Genomic DNA, 24,819 nt, shown 5'->3' with positions numbered 1-24,819 from the left:
GAGTAGAGGATGGATCAAAATTGTACAAAGAAAATTTTTTGTACAATTTCATATTCGGTCGCGTTTAGGTCAGTGGCTGGATTAATCAGCCCATTCTGTCGGCGCCACGCTACCGGGCAATGTCTCAGTATTGATACGCGCAATCACCCATTCTTCGAACTACACTGGCAAAATCTGGTTATAACCTGAAGTCTTACGCGCACGCCCTATGCCTTTATCGACATTYAACGGTCACAACGAGGACCCGATCACACTCGCTAGACGGTCGGCACAACCCCGTGGACGTGCGATGATTTTCATCGCGCTCGTCTGTTTTGCTGTGCTCGTTGCGACGTTTTTGTTGTATCAGGCTGCCCAATCACAACAAGCACAACGGATTGAAAAACTTCTCAATGTGGAAGTTCAAGCTTTGTCTCGTGCCGTCGAACGTGACATTGATACGCAACTCACGCGGCTAAGTTCATTAGCCAGCAATATCGAGTTAGATGTGCCCTCGACCTTCTCGACATGGCAAGCCTTAGTGCAACAAACCCAACAAGACAGTGCCTATATTTCATCATTATTTTGGGCGGACAGCCGACGAGTAATAAGTTGGCAAACACACGCGGATACCAGCCAGGATCAACCGCGTTTTTCATTTGACGTAGTGGGTGAACCAGAGGGCCAGCTTAAGACAGACCAGCCCGATCTTACCCAATGGCGAATTGCTTATCCGATTTACAGTCATAGCCGCGCCGCGCCAAGTTACTATCTTGGCGCAGTCGTTAATCTTGACGCGCTTATTAACCAGGTTGCGTCCGACTATCTTAACCAAGATCAACACCTCACCATCACCCGTTGGGCAAACGACACCGTGTTGCGCGGTGACACTATCTCCCCGTTTGCCGCGGTTGGTTCGGCACCTTTGAGATTGACGAGCACGCAATCGGCGATGCAGCTCACGCTTTGGCAAGCGCCAGGCGCCAGTCAGTTTATTTCATTACCCATCATGATTTACATCGCCGGCATGCTTGTGGCGCTTTTATTGGGCATCACCTTGTATTTGGCTGAGGTGAATTTGATGTCTCGCCGGGCGGCACAGACCACGATTGATTATTTAAAAAATGAAATTGAGCAACGCAAAGACGTCGAACAGCAACTACATTTTATCGCAAACCACGACGCCTTGACGTATCTCCCCAATCGTCATGCCCTCACTCGCTATATTCAGCAGCGAGTACATGAATSCAGCACTTACCCACACGATCTCGCGCTAATCTGCGTAGATATTGATAACATAAAAGAGATCAATGATTTATATGGACAAGCGGTGCATGATCAGCTTTTAATTGAATTAGCACAGCGTCTAAAGCGCGTCAGGCAAACCGATGACTACATTGCCAAAATCAGCGATGACCAATTCGCGATTGCCGGCAACGAGCTTTCACCGCTGAAAGCGGAGATCTACGCGAAACAGATCCGCAAAACCATTGAGCAACCTTTCTTCCATCACGCAGAGGAGATTATTGTCACCTGTGCCGTCGGCATTAGTTACCGTTACGATGCGTCCATGCCGGCTCAAGAACTGTTACGTCACGCAGACACCGCGGCCCATCGCGCTCGTCAACTCTCTCATCACAGAGTCGTGGTGTTCCAAATGGCCATGCGAGACCATCTGCATCAGAAAAAAGATACCGAGTACGCCATCCGCAAAGCGATTCAAGGTAACGAGTTGAGCTTACATTTTCAGCCGCAAATCGATTTAAACGATCACAGTATTGCCGGCATTGAAGCCTTGGTACGTTGGCAAGATACAGAGGGCGCGGTAATTTCTCCTGATACCATCGTTCGTACCGCAGAAGACACCGGGCTTATGCGGCAGTTAGGCACTTGGGTGGTTAATGAGGCGCTAGAAACCTATGCAACCTTGCTGGCGCAGCACTGCGCCCCTCCATTTATCGCGATAAATATCTCTGGGCATGAATTCCAAGACAGCTTCCTCGCCGATACTATTCTCCATGCCATCGAACGCCATCAAGTCCCACCCGAGCGAGTGCAAATTGAGCTGACAGAACAAGTTTTCATTGAAAACCTCAGCCAAAACCAACATACCTTACACACGCTCGCGGCAGCAGGCGTTTCCTTAGCAATTGACGATTTTGGCACGGGGTACTCCTCCCTCGCCTACCTTAAGCATTTCCCGGTGGACACCGTCAAAATCGATCGCAGTTTTGTCACCGATCTGCCTCATTGCAAAGACGATATCGTGATTTGCCAAGCCGTCATTAAGATGGCGCAATTGCTGAAATTAAAAGTGGTTGCGGAAGGAGTGGAACGCGAAGATCAGCGTGACTTTTTGCTTGATCTGGGCTGTCGCTACGCACAGGGGCACCTTTACCATCCCTCAATGAATATCCATCAGTTAACGGCGCTCCTCACTCAGTCACAACCTATCACCCGCTTATTTAATTAATCGAAACTGTCACACACACCATCAAAGCGCGCGCATAGCGCCTCCTTGCGCTGCTTCGGCCATTGCTTTATTTGCCATTCGCGCTGCATCGCCGTTCGCTTTTCCATTGGCTGCGATTGCCACGCCAGTGACAGCGGTCCTTTCCCTCTTAGCGCTCGCGCGCCTTTACCTTGGCGATGTTGTATCAACCGTCGGCTAACATCCGTGGTGACGCCACAGTAAAGCTGCCCTTGACGCGTTCGAATCAAATAAACAAACCAAGGCGTATTCATTGGTGTTATCGCTCCAAAACAGCCTCTAACATCTGACGTAGCTCCGCCACTTCTTGCTCTAACGCACTCACTCGCGTCACCAAAGATGCATCAGTGGTCGGTTCTGACTCCTCCTGCGGTACTGAGTGACTCGGCGTATTCACACCGTCAGTAAATAAATGTTGATAACGCGACTCGCGCTTCCCAGCCTCACGCGGCAATTTTTTTATCCAGTTTGACGCAATCATGTCAGCCAGTGTGCGCTCAACATCTTCGACACGATTAAAAGCATAGAGGCGCTGTGTACGGGTTCTCAACTCCCCGGGCGTCTGAGCGCCTCGCAATAACATGACACACAGGATCGCTTTTTGTGGCTCGCTGAGAGTGAGATCGCCAAATTGTGTATTACAGAAACGATGTTGATACTTGGAGACACGACCACCACTGCCCTCTTGCAGACTCACCAGACGCCTCTCAATCAAGCTCTCTACGATGTCTAATACCTCTGAATCAGCCATCTCATAGACAGGCTCACGATTGCTTTTTTGATTCACGGCAGTGGTCAGCGCATTGAGTGTGAGCGGATACTGTTCTGGAGTGGTCACTTCTTTTTCAAGCAAACAACCAATGACACGTTGCTGATACGCTGAGAGTGTCCTTGACATAACGATGGTCCCATATAGTCGGTTTCATCGAGTTATATCAACTGAATGTCACGCAAGCAATCACTGCGCCGATAACCGCGCAATAATCCATCCAAGGCGACGATCACCAATACTGGTAGCGGGATCACACCTTAGCCATCGGGTTGTGCACCAGAGCGCCACCATCGGCGCACAGCTAATGATATACTTGACCAAAATGATGTATGTGGAGTGCACGACATGGGTCTGTTTAGTTCAAAGTCTACCCCGAGTCATGGCTTATCGATCGTCGCCAGAAACTGTAAAGTGGTCGGTGATATTGATCTTGAAGGGGATATTCAAATTGATGGGTTTGGGGAAGGGAATATCACCCAGGCTAACGCCGTTGTTATCTCAGCGTCTGGCCACTTTCGCGGTACCATCAACGCGAAGCATATCACCATCAACGGCTTGGTCGAGGGACAGTGCGATGCAGACGCTATCGATATTCTCTCTCAAGGCAAGATGAAAGGCGTCCTGAACACCGAGCAATTGACCATTGAAAAAGGGGGACTGCTTGCTGGTGAGAACCGTGCCACCCTCTCAACAGACACCGTGGTGCCATTGGCGGAGCAAGCAAGATCACACGATAAAACAAGCAACGACAAAAAAACACATCCATCCTCCTCAAAACAGTCGTAAGGAAGCCTGTGAATGCCCGACGCTAACCAACCAACGGTCAGCTTTGATAGCTTTTCTCCTGAGCTACAATGCGTGATCCGATACGAGCAAGCCCCTGAAGCCATGTACGCGATGATCGCTTCTGTCCATGACGCGTCCAGTGCCAGTGTCAAAGAGGCGTGGGAAAAACTGCCTGCCAGTGCGCAAAACATTCTCGACAACTATGATCAATTTCATGCACTCGTCGCCATAAGCCAAAGCTATGCTGGTATCGATGCACTGAGCGAGCTGGAAAAAGTGGATTTAAGTGATATGTCTGACGAAGAGCGTGATAACTACAAAGCGCAAATTCTTGATGATGTGCTCAGCTCTTGTGTTAAAGATTTATCGAAGCAACTGAAACAAGCACGCTTAAAGCCAGGATTAAAACGCGAGTTTCAAGCCATTTTCCAAAAATAAATAGGGCCAGTGACACGCACTGACCGCTATGATTCGCCCCCAAGCGTTGGGGGCTTTTTGTAGATTAAGCGGATTCACTGAGTGGCGTGGCCTTTTCGCGGCGTGCTCGCACAGAGGCGGCCAACTGATGGAGGACGCGCTCGGTATCTTCCCAACCAATACACCCGTCCGTAATGCTTTGGCCATAGGTTAGTGACTGACCGTCAGTTAAGTCTTGGCGACCTTCGACGAGATGACTCTCAATCATCACCCCAAAGATCGCTTTGTTACCGGCTGCAATTTGCCCCGCCACATCTTCGCTGACTTCTTTCTGCTTTTGATATTGTTTGCTGCTATTGGCATGGCTCAAATCAATCATCAATTTTTGTCGTAATCCAGCATCGGCCAACGCGCCACAGATCTGATCGACATCACCCGCGTAATAATTAGGTGTTTTGCCCCCACGTAAGATCAGATGACAATCCTCATTACCTCCAGTCGCGACGATCGCAGAGTGCCCATACTTGGTCACCGATAAAAACTGGTGCGGTGAACTCGCTGAGCGAATCGCATCCGTAGCAATCTTGATATTCCCATCTGTGCCATTTTTAAACCCAACAGGACAAGATAGCCCAGAAGCGAGTTCGCGATGCACCTGAGACTCTGTCGTGCGCGCCCCAATCGCGCCCCAACTAATTAAATCTGCCATATACTGTGGCGTGATCATGTCGAGAAATTCACCCGCTGCTGGCAAACCAGAATCTGCGATGTCTAACAGTAAGTGGCGTCCTAATCGCAGGCCATCATTGATTTTAAAACTGTTATCTAAATACGGGTCATTAATCAGGCCTTTCCAACCCACTGTTGTGCGCGGCTTTTCAAAATAAACCCGCATCACCACTTCCAGGTCGGCACTCAATGTCTCACGCAGCTGCTTAAGTTTTTTGGCATAATCACGTGCCGCATTAGGATCGTGAATAGAACAAGGCCCCACAACGACAACCAAACGATCGTCTTGGTCGTTTAGGATCTGATGGATCGCCTGACGCGCCGCAAAGACAGTCTGTTCCGCCGCGTCAGTTGCGGGAAACTTTTCCAATACAGCAATAGGCGGAAGAAGTTCTTTTATTTGCTCAATTCTTACGTCATCCGTTGGGTGTACACTCATGGGCTAATCCTGTGTTTGCATGTCGCGGGTTCACGTAGCTGATTACCACGTTTTCTTTGTTGAACTCTTACGCTAACCTGCCATATTCTTTTGTGCAAATATTTTTTTACGCAAAACACAAACATCAAATCAACAAAAATATTGACACAATCAGACCCGTGGATTAAGCGAACAACAATGTGCGCCGTAACTTAAATATGGGTGCAAGATCGGCGAAGTGATTGCACTGGTTGCGTTGAAGCTATTACACTGATGTTAAATGCAAATGGAGTAAATGCTGTGATCACACGCCTCAGTCAAGCGGCACTATTGGCCATAACCCTGACCGTACCCGCTGTCCATGCGACCAATTTTGATTACAACCATATTCAGGTCAACGTCCTTGCAAACCCGAGTGGGATTGGCGGGCTAGGACGCTTTGCATTTACCGAAGGCGCACACTTTGTCGCCAAAGGGGATACGCAGTTTGAAGGAGACTGGTACACCTCAGGCGGTGTGGGGTTTCATGCCCCAATTAACCAGTTTGTCGATGTGTATGGCGAGTTGGAAGGCGCTTGGTTTCGGCGACCAGACGACGACAAGCATGATACCGGTGATTTTGCTACTGTGATTGGTGCCGGATTACGTGGCTGGGTAGCCCCACCGATTGAAGCCAATCTCTATGTCGGTTCTATCATCTTTGATCAGGACGACACCACCAGCTTGGTGGAAATTGGCGGGCGCTTTCACTCCACTGAAACCTTGTCGCTCGGCGCAACTTGGCGTGCCAATGGCTTGGAACAAAATCGCTTGATTTTTTCTGTCAGATACCTGTATTAATAGCAAACGGTAACTATCTCACTCCCTTGTGTTGCCGTCCAGTGTGACCTCTCTCACTGGTTATATTGTCAAACTAAACTAAGTTTAAGGTATGGACGTAACCGCTATCAAAAGGCGGGCGTCTAGTGCGTGGTGCAACTCCCACAGCGATGCTTGTTGTGATTGTGCGTGGGAACTGTCGGAGGGTATAACGATGGTGATGACTCAACGTATTGATGAATTTGAAAGAAAGATCCAAGAGGCCTATCAAGAAGGCAACATTGAGACTGCTCATCGCTTGGAAGAGCAAGTAACGATGTTACGGCGACGTCAACTCAAGCCTGCTGCTGATTTCCAAGCCGCCAGCCAAGTAGAAGATTTTCATGAAGTGTCAGATGGTGACTATTACGACAGCTGACCCCTGGCATTAGAACACATAAACATAAAAAAGCCTTCTCCACAGAGAAGGCTTTTCGTTTTTGCTGACTAAAACGAGTGTATAAAAGGGCTCAATCAGCAGATTATTGTGCAGCACGTTCACGGCGAACAATCCACGCCGCAGCAGTGATAAAAGCAACGACCAGTGCAGTTTCCACAGCAATTTTCCCAGTTTAAAAATGATAGACAAAACGATACGTGTTTTCAGCGACTCAAACTGTTCAAAGGATAGGCGCTTTCCAACAGATAGGCGTAGTCTACGGATAACTCACTGTAAAATCAGCCATAGAATCGATCTCACGCAAAGAAAAGTGAGTTTTTTGCTCAACTCGACAGTTGAACGCATAAAATTTCATCACTAAACATTTTGCGGTGCGACAATGCGCAGCTTTCACTACCGCTGACGATTGCGACTAACAATTAAAGAGAAAATAATCGCCGGATAGCGAGGGAGCAGATACCGCTGCGCATATGGCGCAGCGAGCAGGTTAACGATTAACACTAAGTGACAAACGCGTTGTCATCACTGCGAGGTTAGGATTCTGGCTTAGGTTTCTTTTTGACTAAAGGCGCATCACCAGCGGGTACATTGGTGTAAAAGCTTCTATCACGTTTTTTAGGCGCTTTTTTCTGCGCTTTGGCCGGCTTTTTTTTATGTTTAACTGAATCCGACGGCTTTGATTTTTTCGCTTTTTGCTCTTTAAAGCCTTTGAACTTCCCTTCAAAGCCTTCAATCTTGGTGAAATCGAGTTTTTGCTGCAAAAAGCCTTCGATATTTTTAAAACTACGCCAATCTTTAGGTCCAACCAATGAGTAGGCCAACCCTTGCTGTCCAGCACGACCGGTACGCCCTACTCGATGGATGTATTCTTCCGCATGCTTTGGCATGTCAAAATTAATCACCAAAGACACATTCATTAAATCCAGACCACGCGATGCCACGTCCGTGGTCACCAATACCTCATGAAATCCGCGCTCAAACTCGTTCATGATTCGGCTGCGTGTGGCCTGATTCAATTCGCCACTGAGTGCAATCGCTTGGTAGCCTGCCTGAGAAAAACGCTCCGCCAAACGTTCAGTATCAGCGCGTGTCGCAGTAAAAATCATGACTTGCTTATGCGCATTGGCTTTGACCAGTTGCTCAAGCAGCGCGTGTTTATGGTCGAGGTGATCACTCAGCACAAAGTGCTGTTCGATATCGCTATGTAACGCTTCAATTTCTCCTACGGCTACACGTTTAGGCGACTTGAGCATCCCGGCTGCGATATCAGTCACTTGCTGATGATCCAAGGTGGCAGAAAACATCAATGTCTGTCTTAAACGGTGATCAGCATGTTGGTTAACCGTGTCGAGCTGTGCTTTAAAGCCTAGGTCAAGCATGCGATCCGCTTCATCCAAAATCAGCATTTCCAGCCCCGACAAAGACAGGTGGCGTTGTTCAAGATGATCAGCTAATCGACCCGGTGTCGCGACCACAAAGGTTGGCGATTGACGAAACACTTTCGCTTGCTCGTTAAAATTCTCGCCACCGAGCACCAAAGCCGGTTTGTGGTTAGTGCCGCTAGTCAGCATACGCAGCTGACCATACACTTGTTTTGCTAGCTCACGGGTCGGCGCCAAGATCAAAACACGCGGATCGCGACGACTGAGGGGTTTAGAACGCAACACACGCTGCATAGCTGGCAACAAAAACGCCAGGGTTTTCCCCGACCCTGTTTTTGAAGAGGCCAATAGGTCTTTGCCTGCCATTACAACGGGAATCGCTTGACGTTGAATGTCTGTTGGCTGTTCAAATCCACGGTGGGCAATAAGCGACAGTAAGCGTCTATCAAGTCCCAGATCGTCAAATTGCAAGGTATCACTCCAAAGGTAAATCAAAAGCAAAAGGCGTACACACGCCAATTAAGGCGGCGAATGCTATCATACTTTAGCAAAAAACACTGCACCAAAAATACTGATGGCACCACGAACAAAGGATCATACGAACATGAATGACACGATACGCTACCAGTGGCAAAAGCTCAGCTTGGTGGAGGCGCATACATACACACCTGATGGCCAGTACCACGCACATCACGTTGTGCGCCACCCCGGGGCCGTCGTGGTATTACCCCTGTCAGACGCTGGCAATATACTACTGCTCAAACAATTTCGTCCGGCTATCAATCAATGGATTATCGAAGCGCCAGCAGGGACACTGGAAGCGAAGGAGCCACCACGAGACGCCGCCAAAAGAGAGTTAGAAGAAGAGACCGGTTATGTGGCAACTCGCTGGCATCCACTCGGCATCGCGCACCCTGTGCCCGGGTTTTGCGATGAAATGCAGTATTTTTACATTGCCCAAGCGCTCACATCCACCGAGACGCAACTCGATGACGATGAGTTTATCGAGCCTTATTGGGTGAGCCCTTCCCAGTTAAAGGCACTCGTTGCCAATGGACAAATCACAGACACCAAAACCTGCGCCATTATTCTTCGTGCCTTGTGCAATGGATTAATCTCAACAATGGATGTCGAATGCCTGAAAAAATAAAGCACTAGGCCACAACTTTGTTAACAAAATGTTGACGACAAATTGAGCATCGATGTAGCGTGACAGGTATGACCAGATAACAAGGAGTGTCTATGTTCTCGTCTCCGTTAGCACGCGCTAATCAACATTTGTCGTTATTCGGCTTCTTAAAAGTGCCGATGATTGGCTGGTGTCGTCCTAAGATCCTCTCCATCGACGATAAGCATGTCACAATGCGAATCCCACTGGGGCGGCGTACCAAAAACCACCTCAACAGCATGTATTTCGGTGCGTTGGCGGTTGGCGCTGATGTCGCAGGTGGCTTTCTTGCCATGGCGATGGCTGAGCAACGCGGGGTTAAAATTAGCTTGGCGTTTAAATCCGTCAACGCTGATTTTCATAAACGACCCGAGGATGATGTGGTGTTTACTTGTTTCGATGGCAACAAGATTAACCAGATGATCAGTGAATCAATCGAAACAGGTCATCGCGTTAATCAGCCTGTCACCATTGTCGCCACTTGCCCGAGCTTACACGGGGATGAGCCTATGGCGACCTTTGAATTGACGCTATCGGTCAAAAAAATCGACGACTAATCCGCCATCAACGCGCTTATCAGTTCATTGTTTGTCACGTCTTCAGCCAGTCTATCTCCACAATAGACTGGCCCTACTTACCCATAAAGTATAATCAACCAGTTACATAACCCCCAATACCATTGTGATTTYGGTTCTGAATTCACCATTACATTATTGACTTTACGCAACGCCGATAAAATCGCGAGGTTGCGWTGAAATTCACCGAGTTATCAACTGTTTTTGTGGATGAAATTCAAGTTATACACAGGCGCTTTTATCTTAAGATTGAAACACAAAAAAAGCACCGTCAACACGGTGCTTAAGGTGGGGCTATTCAGGGTGATAGCGAATTTGATAGAAGATCCGATATAGCACGGGTACCACTATCAATGTCAGCACGGTGGCAAACCCGAGCCCAAACATGATCGTCACCGCCATCGGCCGGAAGAAAACATCCGGCAACAAAGGGAGCATCCCTAAAATAGTGGTAATGGCTGTCATGCACACCGGGCGTACCCGGCTTACCGCCGCATCGACGACCGCTTGATAGCGTTGCTTACCACTGGCCACTTCGATGTTGATCTGATCGATCAACACAATGCCATTTTTAAGCAGCATTCCACTCAAGCTTAAAAAGCCCAAAAGCGCCATAAAACCAAACGGCGTATCTAACAACAGCAGCCCTGTGGTGACCCCAACTACCGCTAAGGGAACCGTGAGCCAAATGATCAATGACTCTTTCACCGAATTAAACAACAATATGGTGACCAGGAACATAAACAAATAACCAAGCGGCATAATGCTAAATAAGCCTTCTTTTGCCTCTTGGGAAGATTCATGCTCCCCACCCCACTCGATACTGTAACCTTCAGGCAGAGGAATCGACTCAATATCAGCGCGCACGCGGCTTAGCAAGGTCGCCGCGGTGGTTTCCCGCAAGGGATCGGGATCAGCCAACACGGTGAGCATTCTTTTGCGGTTTTTGCGCATGATAATCGGATCTTCCCAGCGCATGTCGTAATCGAGAATAACTTGCTGTAAAGGAATATAGTCTTTCAATACCGGGCTCCATATTTTCATGCCTTCTAAGGTATTGATATTCACACGCTCCTCATCGGGCAACCGCGCAACGATCGGCATAAGGTTGGTCCCATCCCGGTATACACCAATCCGTTTGCCACTGAATGTCATAGTCAGTAACTCGTCGACATCTTTTTTGGTGATACCATAGCGTCGCGCCTGACTTTCATTAAACGCAGGCTCAAGAACTTTGGTGCGATTACGCCAATCATGGCGGATATTCACCGCATCAGGATCCTGATGCAATCGTGCTTCTACTTGTTTAGCAATTGCGCGTAGCTTAGTGGGATCTGAACCAAAAATACGCGCTTCAATTTTCGAGCCAGTCGCAGGCCCTAAGGAAATAGGCTTCAGTTTAAGCTGCGCATCTGGATACTGGCTACGAATATGCTCACGCACCATGCCCATAGTGGGTTTAACATGTTCGTATTGGTCAACACGGACGATCAGCTCGCCATAGGCGGCATATGTTTTCTCCGGTGAATAGGTCAACATAAAACGTTGCGAGCCTTGTCCGGCACTGGTAGAAACATAGTTGACGCCTTGTTGTTTACTCAGCCAGCTCGACACCTCATCCAAGGTGCCTTGTGTTGCACGAATATCAGTGCCCTCTGGCAGCCAAATGTCGACCATAAACATGGGCGTGGTAGAGTCTGGGAAAAACGACTGCTTGAGATGGCCAAAGCCATAAATACTAGCCCCCAATGCCACTACCATTACCAACAAGGTGATATAGGCGTGATGCATGCAGGCGGTAAGAAAACGTTTATACACCACAAACAGAATCCCGTTGTAGGGATCACTGCCCTCATCCCCTTCGTCGAGCGGTGTTTCTTTGAAAAACACGCTGGCAAAGAAAGGCGTTAACGTGATGGCGGTAAACCAACTTAACAGCAAGGAGATTAATAACACCGTAAATAAGGTGCCACAGTATTCGCCCGTTGCGTCTTCGGACAAGCCAATCGGGGCAAACGCCGTTACCGCGATCACCGTCGCCCCCAGCAAAGGCCACTTGGTTTGCGTCACAATATCGTGAGCCGCCTGTAGACGGGTTCGCCCTCGCTTTAAGCCCACGAGTATCCCTTCGACCACCACGATGGCATTATCCACCAACATCCCTAGGGCAATGACTAACGCCCCGAGAGACACACGTTGCAGGTTAATCTCAAAGTAGTACATGAATACAAACGTACCCAGTACCGTCAGCAATAACACCAAACCAATTAATAGCCCAGAGCGCAGGCCCATAAAAAAGAGCAGTACGATAATCACAATCGCTACCGCTTGGCCTAAACTGGAGACAAATCCGCTGACGGAGGTATCGACCTCATTGGGCTGGTTGTAGACATGATGGACATTGATGCCCACAGGCTGATCACTGTTTAACGCCGCGAGACGCTTATCCACCTTGTCGCCGACTTCTACCACGTTCACGCCATCAGCGAACGATATCCCTACTTGTAGCGCTTGTTTACCGTTATACGAAATAATTTGCCGCGGTACTTCTTGATATCCACGCTTTACCTCGGCAACGTCGCGCAAATAAATTAACCCTTGTGACCCTGCTTCAGTCAGAATTAAGTTACCCAGCTCATCCACGGAGGAAAACTCGCCAGTTGGGTGAATGCGAATATATTCATCACCCACACGCAAGGCCCCGGCGTTGCTCACGAGGTTTTGTGTCGCCAACAAATTAAACAAGGTATCCGGTGCGATCCCTAGGCTACTTAACCGCTGAATCGAGACCTCAATGAAGACTTGCTCTTGCTGCGTACCGCTGACTTGCACCTTGCCTACGCCATCAACAAGCTCAAGCTCGCGGCGTAAAAAGTCGACGTAGTCTTTCAGTTCGCTGTAGCCGTACCCTTCGCCAGTGACGGCTAACATGATCCCAAACACATCGCCAAAATCATCTTTCACCTGTGGCGGATTGACACCAGGAGGAAGCGCGCCACGTGCATCATGGACTTTTCGTCGCAACTCATCCCAAATCTGAGGCAAATCATCAGAGCGGTATTTGGGTTTCATTTTGACCGTGATCTGGGACAGGCCGCGACTGGAGATCGAACGTACTTCATCCACATAGGTCAGCTGCTGAACCGCTTTCTCCAGCGGATAAGTGACTTCTTCCTCCACTTGCTGGGGAGTGGCACCTGGATAACTGGTCACCACCATCGCATCTTTGATCGTGAAAGCCGGGTCTTCCAACCGCCCTAAGCCCAAAAATGCAAGGGTGCCGCCAATCAGGAAAATCAGCGTGATCATCCAGCTAATCACTTTATTTTGAATAAAATATCCGGCTACACCCTGCTTCATGATGCGTTTTCCTCTTTCGATGCCAGCGTCACTTTTTGCCCCTCAGATAGGTGATTGGTTCCTCCCACCACGATACGATCCCCTTTAGACACACCATGGGTGATTTCTAGCCGCTGACCATGAATGCGCCCCATCGTTACCTGCTGTTTCGCCACGGTTTGTGTGGCGCTGTCATAAATCCATACATAACTGTGGTCTCGATCCAGTGGATCCCCGTCTTGGTTAAACACCGCTTCGATGGGCACGGAAAGTCCGGTGCGTGTCAGTTGTAACCCTTCCCTCGCAATACTGACCTGTACGGGCATGCCATCTAAAATAAACTGCTCCTTTGGCATGGGCATGGTTAGCGTCACTACAAAAGCACCACTGCTCGGATCCGGCTCTGCCGTGTATTCATCGATGGTGGCGGGGTAAGACTGCCCTTGCTGAGTTAAGACGTTCGGTTGTAGCCGATCTTGCACTTCTTCTGCACTCGCGCCCGTGTTTTGGGTGAATAACACATCCGGCACTTGTACACGAATATCAGCACGCGAAGCATCATGAATGTTCATGATCCCTTGTCCTGGCGCGATGGTTTCAAATGGCTCAACATTCAGCTTAGATATCACCCCGTCAGCTGGCGCTCTGAGCGCAACATAAGACAAACGAAGATTGGCCAGAGCCAGCTCCGCTTGCGCAATTTCACGCTGCGCTTTTAATTCATCAAATTGTGATTGGGCAAGCATACCTTTCTCTACCAGGGGGGCTGAGCGGCGATACTGCGCATCGGCCACGTCAAAACGTGCACTGGCATTCTCTACCGCTAAGCGGTAATCGGTCGGCTCCAAACGTGCCAATACCTGTCCCTGCGTCACGCGATCACCCGCTTTGACATTGATCGCTTGAATTTCCCCCGGTACGCGAAACGCGAGCGTGGCTTTATCAGCTGCTGCCGCCACCGCGGGGAAAGAGATGCGTTCATTTAATGGTTGTTGGCTCACGGTAAACGTAGACACTACCGGCAAAGGAGCAGGTTGAGACTCGGTCTCCGGTTGGCACCCAAACAGCGCCCCCACCGCAAGGACACCAATCAGTCCATGTATTGCTCTCATAATCCTCTCTCCTTCACCCATGCTTTCACACGGTCACCCTCTTTCAGCGCACTGACGCCAGTTGCCACAATCACCTCACCATTTTCTAGGCCCGAAACGACTTTTCCTTCACGCAAGGTGACTGGGGTTAGCTTAACTTCACCGTTATCACCAACGCGCCATACGGCCGTCCCCTCATTCGTCTCGAGCACGGCAGACTGGGGCACTTGCGTTTGCGACTTAGTAGGAATGGTGGCATGCACTTTTGCTGCCATTCCCGGCAAAACATTGATGGCGTCAGGTCGATTTAAACTCACAGTGACATGGTAAGACGCCGTTTTAGGATCCGCCTCTGTATCGATTTCCTTAAACTGCGCGGGAAACTGGCGTGATGGGTGGGTATCAAATGATACGCTTGGGACCAAATTATCCGCATGCTGTGCAAAGTAATGGAAATAGCGTTCTGGCAATTGAAAGCTGACATTAATGATGTCTTTGGATTGAATGTGTAGCACTGGCGCTTGTGCTTGTGCGAATTCATTCTCCTCTTTCATTCGAAGTGAGACAGTCCCCGCATACGGCGCTTTTAGTTGCGTATAATTCAGATTTGTCTGCGCTTGCTCTAGACCAGCCGCCGCTTCACTGAGTGCCGAGCGGGCTTCATCGAACCTTTGTTCGGCGAGCACTTTATTATTGTGCAGGCGTTCGGCACGGTTAAACTGTACCTGAGCAAGCTGATATTGCGCACGCGCCTTATCCAATTGCAGCTGATATTGCTGACTGTCTAACGCCGCCAGGACTTGCCCTTTCGCAACATCCATACCTGCTTTGATCGGCATTGACTCAATCACGCCTGATACACGAAATGAGAGCAAGGCTTTATCATCCGCTTCAACTTGGGCAGGAAATTGGCGGGTGAGTCCATCTTCATTCGTCACTACCGCCAGTAATTTTGCTGGCCGAGGCGGTGTTTCAGACGGTGCTGACACCTTCGGCTCACCACAGCCAGCTAGGGAGAGAGCGAGGCAACCGCTCAATACAAAACGCATTATCATCAGTTTTTCCTTACAATAAAACCCAGGATCCGACAGCGTTTGTCGGGCCCTAGGTCTTTGATGGGTCATTGTTTTTATCTTATCCCGCGCTAACGGCTATGCTAACCAGTGCCGGATAATGTATCAAGATGTTTCACAGAGGTGCTCTGCCTGTTGAATCACCCGTGTTGTCTGCTCCTCTATCCGCTGAAGGTAGGGATGTAGCGCCTCCAACTCATCATGCGGTGACTTTTCTAACTCAAGACATGTTTGTGATAGTGCTTTGGCGCCGATCATGGCGGCCGCTCCTTTCATTTTGTGGCCAAGTTTTTTAATTTTTTCGATATCTTGTTCTGCAAATGCGGCCTTCAAAGCCTCTAAATCATTGGTTTGGTTTTTTACGTACTTATCAAGCAGCATTTTTACCAAGTCCATGCTATCACCGATTTGGTCTTTGACATGCTGGATGTCAATGGGGGGTGAGGTGTCGCTCATTGTATTCCCTCCGGATGGCTGCTCTGGTTCTGGTTCTGGTTCTGGTAAGGAGTTTGTCTCTGTGGACGCATCTGTAAAGTGCTCGCTGGCTAAGTCATCCAAGGTTGTTTCCTCTTCGTCAGTGGTTTTATCGCCATAACTGACCGCATCTGGATGAGCATACAGGAGTAACAATTCAATGAGTTGATCTTTACTGAAGGGCTTAGCGAGATGTCCGTTCATCCCTGCTTCCACACAACGCTCTGCATCACCAGAGAGCGCGTTAGCCGTCACTGCCAAAATGGGCGTGTTTTTGTCGAATTTTCGGATCTCACGCGTGGCTTCAAAGCCATCCATTTCCGGCATTTGACAATCCATCAAGATGATATCGAACGGTGAAGACTTATGAAGTTCTAACGCTTCTTTACCATTGACGGCCAGCGCACGCTGACAGCCTAGTTTAGATAAAATAATGTCAATCAATTCTTGGTTCACCAAGTGATCTTCAGCCACGAGAACGTTAAGGTTGAATTGGATATCATCATACTGCCCAGCCACAGGCTCAGGCTCTGTCAATGCATTCTCATCCTCGTTTAATACACGATACAGTTCAACGTGATAAATCGGACAAGTCAGCGTCGCCATGCCAGTGTCATGATGGCCATCATGGCTAATTGCGACCGATTTTTGCGCTTTGCCCACTAAAGCCTGGCAACTTTGCATTTTATCTTGGTCAATCATCAACACAGCGTCGCTGAGATCGCCAACGATTAATGCGTTTCCATCGCTTTTAGCCACTAAACGCAAACCAAGTCGGTCTAAGTAGGCGGATAGCGTATCGATCAAAATAGCATCTTCCGACACCAAGTAGATGGAATCACTCTCTATCCCCGCTTCTAGCTTGGATTGGGCTAATAACTGAGAGTCAGGATCGCTGATCGTGACGGGCACTTCGGCGGTAAAAGTGGTTCCCTGGTTCTCTTGGCTGCGGATGTAAATGTCACCATCCATAAGCCGCAATAATTTACGACAGACTGGTAAGCCCAGTCCCGTGCCTTGATAAGAACGCGAATAGGAGTTGTCGACCTGGGTAAAGTTCTCAAAAATGGCTTCGTGGCGGTCTTCCGGGATCCCGATCCCTGTATCTTCTACTTCCATGACCAATGTTACTGAGCCATCACCCGTTTGCCGTTGGAATAACCGCACAGCAATATGTCCCTGCTTGGTAAACTTAACGGCGTTGCCAACCAAGTTTATGATCACCTGCTTATAACGCGTGKCATCAATTTCAATATCACAAGGCATGTCTGGATCGATATAGCAATGTAAGCGCAACTGCTTTTCCGCTGCTTTTGCGGTAAAAATACTTAAGGATTCGTGAACAAGCTCCGCCAAATCTAATGACTGTTTGGTGAGCGTCATCTTTCCAGCTTCAATCTTAGTTAAATCGAGCACATCATTAATGATATTCAGCAGTGCCGTAGACGAGTGTTGCAACGTATCAACAAAATAGCGTTGCTGCTGATTGAGCGAGGTCTCCATCAAAAGGTTAGACATGCCAACAATGCCGTTCATGGGTGTGCGAATCTCGTGACTCATCATCGCCAAGAAGTTGGTCTTTGATTCGTTCGCCCGCTCTGCTTGCTCCTTGGCTCGTGCCATTTCTTTTGAGATCATGTCATTCAACGACTTCTGCTGCACAAAGTGCACCATTGAGCTTAAGCTTGATAGTATCGGCTCAATCCAGCCTTGAAGATCTTCATTGTAGGTGGTCGATTCATCAAACAAGCAGACCACCCCTACCATTTGGCTCGACATATAAAGAGGCGTACCGTAGACATTGATAATCATTTTCTGATTATTTCCTGCCACACTCGCCATTTGCAGACTACGTTTGCTTTGTTTGGTCTCAATGATTTCCTCAATCAGTCCTCGCACAAACTCTTCACCAATAAACTCATTCTTCACCAATCGAGTTTGTGCGAGCACTTTATAAGGCAGATTGGTTTTGATCGGATCATCATCGCTGTGACCCACCTCGACAATAATGCCATGATTACTTTCCCCTATTCGTAATAGGATCTGCAAAACATCTTGGAAACTCTTACCGAAATCTTCCCTGATCAGAAACTTATCTTGTAAGCTTTTCATCGCAGAGAAAAGCTCAGCCCCTTTAGATACTTTTTGTTTATCGAGGTGCTGTTCCGTGATATCGCGAATAATCGCCACGTTCAGTGCTCTCGGGTCTTCATCTTTGATGGGCGTTGATTTGACCTGCACAATACGGACACCTTGATCCGTATCTATCTCGTATGACCGCTGTAACTGCCCTCCGAGACCATAAAGCGCTTGTGAAAAATAGCCGCGTGAATTAGGGCTGACGCGAGAAATAATCGTCGATAAGCTGATCGCTTCGTCGGGCACAGATTCTAATTCGAATAACTTCTTAGCCGAGTCATTAATAGTAATAATACTGTGCTTATCGCCGAGCACTAATAGCGCATCAGTGTAACTATGAATCACTGTATTTAAATACGCACGACTTTGTTCCGCTCGATTGATCTGCTTAGCGTATTTCCAAATAAAAAAACCAACCAACAAGTTCAACAGAATGATTTGCGTGGCAGTACGGAGAATTTCTGTGTTGAGCTCTTTATCAATGTATCGACTATCTTGGTAGATAATCAACCTACCCACATCGACAGATTGGCCTTCCTGATCATAGACCAAGGAAACGTTGATTTCTTTTAACTCATCGTTTGACCGCATGCCTTTAGAGTCAGTCACATAACGAAATTCTTCATTGCTATCCGTCAGCTCAAGGCGATGGACATAACGAGAGCCCATTTCACTGTCTAAATCATTTTGAACATTATTAAAGTCATAATTCCACATCAGAGTAGGGAGACGCTGCTTGAGACGCTGAGTGATCGAGTTAATGTCCTGATTCATATCGGACTCAAGCCGCTCTTTGGCAACATGGTAATTGTAGTAACCAAACACCCCCAATAGTAAGGTCGCTAGTACAATCAAAATAACAGCTAGCCGCATACCTACTTTATTCATCATGTTCACACCTGCATTGTCGCCGCCAAGGTTTGGGTTTGATAACGGGCTTTATCAAACGCCCTCAAGACAGCGCGCTCCTTTAACGTCATCCTTTCACACAGCGAGCCGACCCAGTCCCAATTGGCGTGTTCAATGTTCTTACATAACTCCAAAAGCTCACCATAAGGTCCTGACTGAGACATCAATGCGTTTTTGGCCTCTTGGTCGAGTGAAAGCTGCTTCACAACATCCTCCATGGGGATACCAAGCATCGCATCAAGGAGTGAAAATGCCCCCACTAAAAAGGCTTCGTCAGGATCAATGCTTTTCAATAATGGGCTAGCTTGCTGCATAAAAATAGCGCGCAGAATGGCCGCATTTTGTAGATGAGAACACTCTTGGTGATTCATGTTAGACATGATCAGCAAAGAAATTAGCCGCCGCAGTGATTCCAGTCCTAGATATACTACTGCTTGTTTGGGGTTTGTTATCGTTTTCTTCTTTGATTTAGCGAGAATATTAGCGCTGGTTACCACTTTATATAACAAGGACACATCTCGAGAGATCACGTCTGTGATTTCGTCGATGTCATGGGGGCTGCGGTTAACCACAATACAGGCATCAAGTAGGCTAATGACTGAGGGAGCTACATCACTATAGCTTTTAATCAAAGGCTGTTCAAAAAAATATCCTTGGAATAGGCTGAACCCGAGATGCTTGGCCAACAAAAATTCCTCATTACTCTCCACTTTCGTGGCTAAAAAGCGCATACCCGGATTACTGGAGATCGACCCCGTCCAATCGGACAAGTTCTCTGAAGCCATACTCACACGAACAACATCGAAAAGCTGTAAGTGCCTTTGCCAGCGACTCGTGAAGACATCACTCTCTCCTAAAATGGTAAAGCCAGCTTTCTGGTAAGACTCCAGTTGCTTCACCAGCATCGGCGTCGCGTTACACTTTGCGGTGACACAAATCACTAGAGATTTAACCGGAATCGAAAAGGGGATCTCATCAAGCAGTGCAGCCTCCGAAAAACTCACCACGTACCGTAAGCTATCATCGAGCTCTTTCCCTGATAAAAAATTAGCACTGAGAATGCGCGATGTCGCCGTATCTTCATCGATTGAAGGAAACTTATTTTCTTGGCCGTCCCTAAACAGCAGCTCATTGCCCCACTGGTTTTGCGCTTCATCAAAGATGGGTTGGCATGAAAAAAAGATTTCACTCACAGCTCACTCTCCCTAAAACAAACCTTTACTACAAACGTAGACCAATGGCGCGGGGTCTGAGCCTTTTTTTTGATGTAACTGAGTGTGTTAAGTCCAACTACTTGGCTCACGTTCGTCTTTTGCTTGGGCAAAATCACGATTTTTGCTAGGCTCTGCGTTAAGCATATTACGAGGTACATTTATGGATATTTTGAATCAACTGGCCGATGACGCCCCCGAGCATGAGCCAGAGACTTTGCCCTCACTCGACGAACAAAAAGCGATTGTGGCAAAGCTCAAAGCCCTTGAGGAAAAAGGTGAGCTCACTGACGAAATCCTAGCGCAGTATTTTGCCGTTAAGCAAAAAGACACAAGCGACGAAGAAGAGTAAGCTCAACACGATAAAGTGACCGTGTCACTTTTTTCAATCTATCTTACTCTACGGCCCAAGAGTCGTAAGAAGAGTAAAAGATTGCCGAGAAATGGTGATGAGATCGCAGGATGGATACTTGCGTGACTGGGATAGATAGCAAGTGAGCGAAAAAGAAACGCCCCGAGATCACACTCGGGGCGTTTTTGGTTTACTCAGGGACAACGTCGTCGGTTTTCGCCGCACAAATAAAATCATTTTTGTGCAGGCCTTTGATCTTATGCGACCACCAAGTCACGGTCACCTTACCCCACTCCAGCAAGATAGCGGGATGGTGTCCTTCTTGCTCAGCCAGCTCAGCCACTTGGTTGGCAAACGCCCACGCCAACTTAAAGTTGCGGAAGGTGAACTCACGTTCGAGCTGATCAATCCCATCTCGTGTTACTTTACGCCACTGCGGAATGTCTTTAAGCAGCGCTGGCATTTCCTCAGCACTGACCAAAGGGGCATCAATATTACAGGCTTCACATTTCAACTCAGTTAGTTCAGACATGTTGCGTTTCCTTTTGCTGTTCTGTCTTTTTCGGTTTGGGCGGGAACAAAGGCGCATGAAGGCCCAGTTCCATGGCTTGATGCACATCAGCAATCAAGTCACGTTGACTGATGGCAAATAAGTCGTCAATCGACTCAATGGTAAAGTAAATGGGTTGCATGATGTCAATCCGGTAAGGCGTGCGCATGACATCTATCACTTCTAAAGGCTTACGCACCGCTTTGTCGCTATTAAAGGCGTACTCGGTCTCCGCCGGCGACGACAAGATCCCGCCGCCATAAATACTGCGATTGCCTTGCGTGTCACTGAGTAAACCAAACTCGACCGTAAACCAATACAAGCGTGCAAGATAGACGCGCTCTTTGGGCGTGGCTTTCTTACCCAGTTGGCCGTACATATGGGTAAACTCAGCGAACGCTGGGTGAGTCAGCATCGCACAGTGACCGAAAATCTCATGGAAGTAATCCGGCTCTTGCAAGTAATCAAAGTCTTCTTTGGTGCGCAAAAAGGTCGCCGCAGGGAATTTCTTGTCCGCCAATAAGGCAAAGAAATGGTCGAAATCAATCAACGCAGGCACAGGAGCCACTTGCCAGCCCGTCTCTCGCATTAACACTGCATTCACATCTGGGATCTGTGGCACCGTATCATGCGGCAAGTCGAGCATGCGTAGCCCGTCTAAATATTCCTGACACGCTTTGTCTTTGATACACGCAAGTTGCCGTGTGACTAACTGGCGCCATACATCGTTTTCTTGTGCCGACCAGGCTACTCGGCCCAGCTCATCAACGGGTTTGGATTGGTATTTACTCTGTTTCACGTTCACCGCCTTGTGTCGTTGTCTGGCGTAAAAAATCGCGCGTAAACAGCGGCAGTCAGCCTTACGCATTGTCTCCGTTACCCACAGGTTACGTCGACTTTGCAGAGAAAATCATCTCATTGCCACGGTTTTAATTTTACCTTTGTGTAGCATTTATTTTACATTACAGGCTGAAAAGGGGGCTGCGACTGATAATGCTTTACCCTCGAGGGATCCGCGTGCTTGCATGGCTCGTAATGGCTGGGGAAGGCCTAACCGCAAGGACGAGTGATGAATTTACAACTGAGCGAACTGATAAATTACGACAACATTGACAAGATTCAGATCCGTGGCATTGATGGCATGTTGTATCAAGCCATCGCCTTTTTGCGTCACGGGGATACGGTGGAGCAGAAGCTGATTTATCACGGCGATAAGCCCTACTTATCTCGCAGCTTGCTGGCGGTGAAAGAGGATTTTGAATGGGTTAACGCCACGCAGTACGTGTTAGTGACCGACACGGCATACGATGAGATGATAGGACTAGGAAGCGAAAAGCCTTTGTCGACCCTAGAGCAGCCATTGCATTGGAAGTGACTCGATAATGCCCCAGCCTACGGGGCAATTTCTTCTCCATCCCATGCAAACAGACGCCCGGTGTGACGACTGTCGAGGCCATCCAATACCGACAATAAGTAGCCAGCCGATTGGGCCGGGCTGAATAGCTTGCCGGGCTTAACATTGGTTTGAAAGGGCGCGGATAGACGACTGTCGACTGTCCCCGGATGCAGGCCAACCACAGTTAATGATTTGTCCTGGCGGCCAAGTTCGATGCTCATGCCTTTGATTAACATGTTCACCGCCGCTTTGCTTGCACGGTAGGCATACCAACCGCCCGCACGGTTGTCACTGATACTGCCCACGCGCGCCGACWAGATAGCGAGCTTCGCCTCAGCGTTGCGTTTCAATTTGCCCGCAAGATGTTTGCTCAACAGCAGCGGCGCGACGGCATTCACATCAAACAGCTGGTGCATCGCCTCACTGCTGCACGCCGCAAGGCGCTTTTCTGGACTGACCGCATCATCATGCAGCATCCCCGAGGCAATGATCACCGCATCTAAACGGTTGTCGTCGATGTGCTCGGCCGCCGCTTGTATTGATGCTTCATCGCGAATGTTCACCGCCACAGGAGTGACCTTTTCACTTATCTCAGCAAGTGGTGCGGGGTGGCGCCCCAGCGCAAAGACTTGCTGAATGGATGGCTTGTCGAGCAATGCGCGGCAAAAAGCTTCACCAATCGCGCCACCTGCACCGACAACCGCCACGCGCTGCATGGAATCACTGTTCATTCTCTGGCTCCTCAAACAAAAAGAGATGCAAACTGCATCTCTTTAGTTAGGGATGAGGCGATCCTGTCGATCACCGCACGTTAAAACTATAGCTTACGTAGCACGATCATGAGGTATAGCCCGCCAATCAAGGAAGCAATGATCCCAGCCGGCATTTCTTGCGGATACAACCATTGTCGTCCGAGCCAATCGGCAAACAGCATCAATCCCATACCAATCAATCCGGCGGTGACCATATGCGCCCGGGCATTTTTCGCCCCCCAGCTACGCGCAATGTGCGGGGCCATCAGCCCGACAAAACTGAGCGGCCCCACCACCAAGGTGGCACTGACGGTCATCACCGCAACGAGGGCCAGCAACAGCATGCGGGCACGCCCTACCTTAACCCCCAAAGATTGAGCGGTTTCGCCACCGAGCGGCAAAATATCGAGCCAACGCTGGCACATCAATCCTAACGCCACCAGCACGGCGGCAACCAATGCCAGTGTGGTCACCGTACTGTCAGTCACATAGTAGGTTGAACCTGAAATCCACGCGAGCACTTGATATGCGCGAGGATCGCCACCCGCCATCAAGAAGCTTTGTACCGCTTGCATCAGTGCGGCTATGGCGACGCCAGTGAGCAACACCTTTTCTGGCTGAAAGCCAGTTTTGCGATTAAGCAGCACAATCAACGCCAAGGTTGCCCCCGCACCGATTAGACCACCGACATATAAGCTCAGCATAGATGCGCCCATGCCAGCAAAAATAGTGRCAATCAGTCCCAGCGCCGTACCGGCACTGATCCCCATCACTTCAGGGCTCGCCATCGGGTTAGCACTTAAACGCTGAAGCACGGCACCGGCAACAGCAAGCACACCACCCGCCAATGCCGCCGCCAGCAACCGTGGCAAGCGCCATTCCAACAAAGACCAATCGCCACTCAGCGCCAGCCATTGCCAACCTTCACTTTGACGCGATACGGTGGCAAAAATCACCACACCCAGCACCAGTAACATCAACGTTCGACCTAATGGCCAATCCTGACGCGGCGCGGGTGTCCCGGCATGCATTTGTTGGCGTTGACGATTACCCAGTGACACTCGTGGTAACAACCACAAAAGAAGAGGCGCTCCTAACGCTGCCGTCGCCGCCCCCGTGGGCACCGTCATGGCCCGGCGGCCGGGTAACAGCTGAACGGCCAAATCAGTCGCGGCCAGCATCAACGCACCTAAAAGCATCGCCAGGCTCAATCGGGTGATGAGCTTACGTGCACCACATAAGCGCGCAATCGCGGGCGCGGCGAGACCGACAAAGCCAATCACGCCAATCAAGCTAACCACCCACGCGGTCAGAAGCACCGATAGTCCCAACGCAATCACGCGGATTTTCGCCAGTGATACGCCCAAGCTTTTCGCTCCTTCATCCGAAAGACTCAAGACGTTGAGCGGCTTTAATAAGGCAAGGATCAACACGACCGCCAATCCAACACGTGGCAGTAAGGCTTGCACACTGTGCCAGTCGGTTTGCACCATCGAGCCTGCGCCCCACACCATCATGCCGTGTAGCGCTTCTTGATTCATCAACAGCAGTACAGTAC

General features: G+C 49.0%; 22 protein-coding genes. 9 read left to right on the top strand and 13 right to left on the bottom strand.

Features of this window, described 5'->3' with window-relative positions; all coding sequences use genetic code 11:
• Nucleotides 1-289 precede the first annotated feature (289 nt).
• The gene (locus tag BZG14_RS10240) at nucleotides 290-2,452 is read left to right on the top strand and encodes a putative bifunctional diguanylate cyclase/phosphodiesterase (RefSeq protein ID WP_198532051.1); all 2,163 of its coding nucleotides are present in this window, start codon (nucleotides 290-292) and stop codon (nucleotides 2,450-2,452) included.
• Here the strand turns inward: BZG14_RS10240 and BZG14_RS10235 are convergent.
• A complete protein-coding gene (locus tag BZG14_RS10235; RefSeq protein WP_077608675.1) occupies nucleotides 2,449-2,724 on the bottom strand; it encodes a GIY-YIG nuclease family protein in 276 nt (91 codons plus the stop codon). The two genes, BZG14_RS10240 and BZG14_RS10235, sit on opposite strands and share 4 nt — an antisense overlap.
• 5 nt (nucleotides 2,725-2,729) lie before the next feature.
• Nucleotides 2,730-3,368, bottom strand: a complete 639-nt coding sequence (locus BZG14_RS10230) for a YceH family protein (protein WP_077608674.1) — start codon at nucleotides 3,366-3,368, stop codon at nucleotides 2,730-2,732.
• 219 nt (nucleotides 3,369-3,587) lie between these two features.
• Here BZG14_RS10230 and BZG14_RS10225 point away from each other — a divergent pair, with 219 nt between their 5' ends.
• Nucleotides 3,588-4,028 carry a bactofilin family protein gene (locus BZG14_RS10225; protein WP_069363008.1) on the top strand — a complete coding sequence of 147 codons (441 nt, stop codon included), beginning with the start codon at nucleotides 3,588-3,590 and terminating at the stop codon, nucleotides 4,026-4,028.
• 12 nt (nucleotides 4,029-4,040) lie between these two features.
• Nucleotides 4,041-4,466 carry a DUF3069 domain-containing protein gene (locus BZG14_RS10220; protein ID WP_069363009.1) on the top strand — a complete coding sequence of 142 codons (426 nt, stop codon included), beginning with the start codon at nucleotides 4,041-4,043 and terminating at the stop codon, nucleotides 4,464-4,466.
• Nucleotides 4,467-4,530: 64 nt separating this feature from the next.
• Here BZG14_RS10220 and aroG read toward each other — a convergent pair whose 3' ends face one another.
• Nucleotides 4,531-5,613, bottom strand: a complete 1,083-nt coding sequence (gene aroG / locus BZG14_RS10215) for a 3-deoxy-7-phosphoheptulonate synthase AroG (protein WP_077608673.1) — start codon at nucleotides 5,611-5,613, stop codon at nucleotides 4,531-4,533.
• 279 nt (nucleotides 5,614-5,892) lie between these two features.
• On the opposite strand from aroG, the gene BZG14_RS10210 reads away from it, so the two are divergent.
• Together BZG14_RS10210 and BZG14_RS10205 are read left to right on the top strand one after the other, a co-directional pair.
• The gene (locus tag BZG14_RS10210; RefSeq protein WP_235607568.1) at nucleotides 5,893-6,432 is read left to right on the top strand and encodes a hypothetical protein; all 540 of its coding nucleotides are present in this window, start codon (nucleotides 5,893-5,895) and stop codon (nucleotides 6,430-6,432) included.
• A 199-nt stretch (nucleotides 6,433-6,631) separates the two neighbouring features.
• Nucleotides 6,632-6,829, top strand: a complete 198-nt coding sequence (locus BZG14_RS10205; RefSeq protein ID WP_131825180.1) for a hypothetical protein — start codon at nucleotides 6,632-6,634, stop codon at nucleotides 6,827-6,829.
• A 554-nt stretch (nucleotides 6,830-7,383) separates the two neighbouring features.
• Here the strand turns inward: BZG14_RS10205 and BZG14_RS10200 are convergent.
• A complete protein-coding gene (locus BZG14_RS10200; RefSeq protein WP_069363013.1) occupies nucleotides 7,384-8,703 on the bottom strand; it encodes a DEAD/DEAH box helicase in 1,320 nt (439 codons plus the stop codon).
• A gap of 133 nt (nucleotides 8,704-8,836) precedes the next feature.
• Between BZG14_RS10200 and BZG14_RS10195 the strand changes: the two genes are divergently transcribed.
• The gene (locus BZG14_RS10195) at nucleotides 8,837-9,382 is read left to right on the top strand and encodes an NUDIX hydrolase (protein WP_158011744.1); all 546 of its coding nucleotides are present in this window, start codon (nucleotides 8,837-8,839) and stop codon (nucleotides 9,380-9,382) included.
• 92 nt (nucleotides 9,383-9,474) lie between these two features.
• A complete protein-coding gene (locus BZG14_RS10190) occupies nucleotides 9,475-9,957 on the top strand; it encodes a PaaI family thioesterase (RefSeq protein ID WP_077458345.1) in 483 nt (160 codons plus the stop codon).
• A gap of 312 nt (nucleotides 9,958-10,269) precedes the next feature.
• On the opposite strand, the gene BZG14_RS10185 is transcribed toward BZG14_RS10190, so the two are convergent.
• The 5 genes from BZG14_RS10185 to BZG14_RS10165 form a co-directional block, all read right to left on the bottom strand.
• A complete protein-coding gene (locus tag BZG14_RS10185) occupies nucleotides 10,270-13,335 on the bottom strand; it encodes an efflux RND transporter permease subunit (RefSeq protein ID WP_077608671.1) in 3,066 nt (1,021 codons plus the stop codon).
• Nucleotides 13,332-14,426 (bottom strand): efflux RND transporter periplasmic adaptor subunit, encoded by a 1,095-nt coding sequence (locus BZG14_RS10180; RefSeq protein WP_158011743.1) that lies wholly within the window; start codon nucleotides 14,424-14,426, stop codon nucleotides 13,332-13,334. The genes BZG14_RS10185 and BZG14_RS10180 overlap by 4 nt, the downstream gene beginning before the upstream one ends.
• Nucleotides 14,423-15,460 carry an efflux RND transporter periplasmic adaptor subunit gene (locus tag BZG14_RS10175; RefSeq protein ID WP_241824655.1) on the bottom strand — a complete coding sequence of 346 codons (1,038 nt, stop codon included), beginning with the start codon at nucleotides 15,458-15,460 and terminating at the stop codon, nucleotides 14,423-14,425. The genes BZG14_RS10180 and BZG14_RS10175 overlap by 4 nt, the downstream gene beginning before the upstream one ends.
• Before the next feature lie 123 nt (nucleotides 15,461-15,583).
• A complete protein-coding gene (locus tag BZG14_RS10170) occupies nucleotides 15,584-18,982 on the bottom strand; it encodes an ATP-binding protein (RefSeq protein ID WP_241824654.1) in 3,399 nt (1,132 codons plus the stop codon).
• Between the two features lie 2 nt (nucleotides 18,983-18,984).
• Complete coding sequence (locus BZG14_RS10165; protein ID WP_077486374.1) at nucleotides 18,985-20,193, bottom strand: EAL and HDOD domain-containing protein; 1,209 nt, start codon at nucleotides 20,191-20,193, stop codon at nucleotides 18,985-18,987.
• A gap of 181 nt (nucleotides 20,194-20,374) precedes the next feature.
• Here BZG14_RS10165 and BZG14_RS10160 point away from each other — a divergent pair, with 181 nt between their 5' ends.
• Entirely contained in the window at nucleotides 20,375-20,563 is a 189-nt protein-coding gene (locus BZG14_RS10160; RefSeq protein ID WP_069363020.1) for a hypothetical protein, read from the top strand.
• 190 nt (nucleotides 20,564-20,753) lie between these two features.
• Here BZG14_RS10160 and BZG14_RS10155 read toward each other — a convergent pair whose 3' ends face one another.
• The gene (locus BZG14_RS10155; protein WP_077608669.1) at nucleotides 20,754-21,095 is read right to left on the bottom strand and encodes a 4a-hydroxytetrahydrobiopterin dehydratase; all 342 of its coding nucleotides are present in this window, start codon (nucleotides 21,093-21,095) and stop codon (nucleotides 20,754-20,756) included.
• Complete coding sequence (phhA, locus tag BZG14_RS10150; RefSeq protein ID WP_077486371.1) at nucleotides 21,088-21,981, bottom strand: phenylalanine 4-monooxygenase; 894 nt, start codon at nucleotides 21,979-21,981, stop codon at nucleotides 21,088-21,090. The genes BZG14_RS10155 and phhA overlap by 8 nt, the downstream gene beginning before the upstream one ends.
• Before the next feature lie 201 nt (nucleotides 21,982-22,182).
• On the opposite strand from phhA, the gene BZG14_RS10145 reads away from it, so the two are divergent.
• Nucleotides 22,183-22,488: a DUF6482 family protein gene (locus BZG14_RS10145; protein ID WP_077608668.1), complete on the top strand. Its 306-nt coding sequence runs from the start codon at nucleotides 22,183-22,185 to the stop codon at nucleotides 22,486-22,488.
• Between the two features lie 17 nt (nucleotides 22,489-22,505).
• On the opposite strand, the gene BZG14_RS10140 is transcribed toward BZG14_RS10145, so the two are convergent.
• Both BZG14_RS10140 and fhuB read right to left on the bottom strand, forming a co-directional pair.
• Nucleotides 22,506-23,240, bottom strand: coding sequence for an SDR family NAD(P)-dependent oxidoreductase (locus BZG14_RS10140; protein ID WP_077608667.1), 735 nt, complete (start codon nucleotides 23,238-23,240; stop codon nucleotides 22,506-22,508).
• Nucleotides 23,241-23,326: 86 nt separating this feature from the next.
• On the bottom strand, nucleotides 23,327-24,819 hold a 1,493-nt coding region (gene fhuB / locus BZG14_RS10135; protein ID WP_108743548.1), incomplete at its 5' end, for a Fe(3+)-hydroxamate ABC transporter permease FhuB.

The organism is Salinivibrio sp. IB282 (assembly GCF_001995685.1).
GTDB lineage: Bacteria > Pseudomonadota > Gammaproteobacteria > Enterobacterales > Vibrionaceae > Salinivibrio > Salinivibrio kushneri.
Note: the sequence above shows the minus strand (reverse complement) of the source record. Positions and strands in the feature narration are given on the sequence as shown.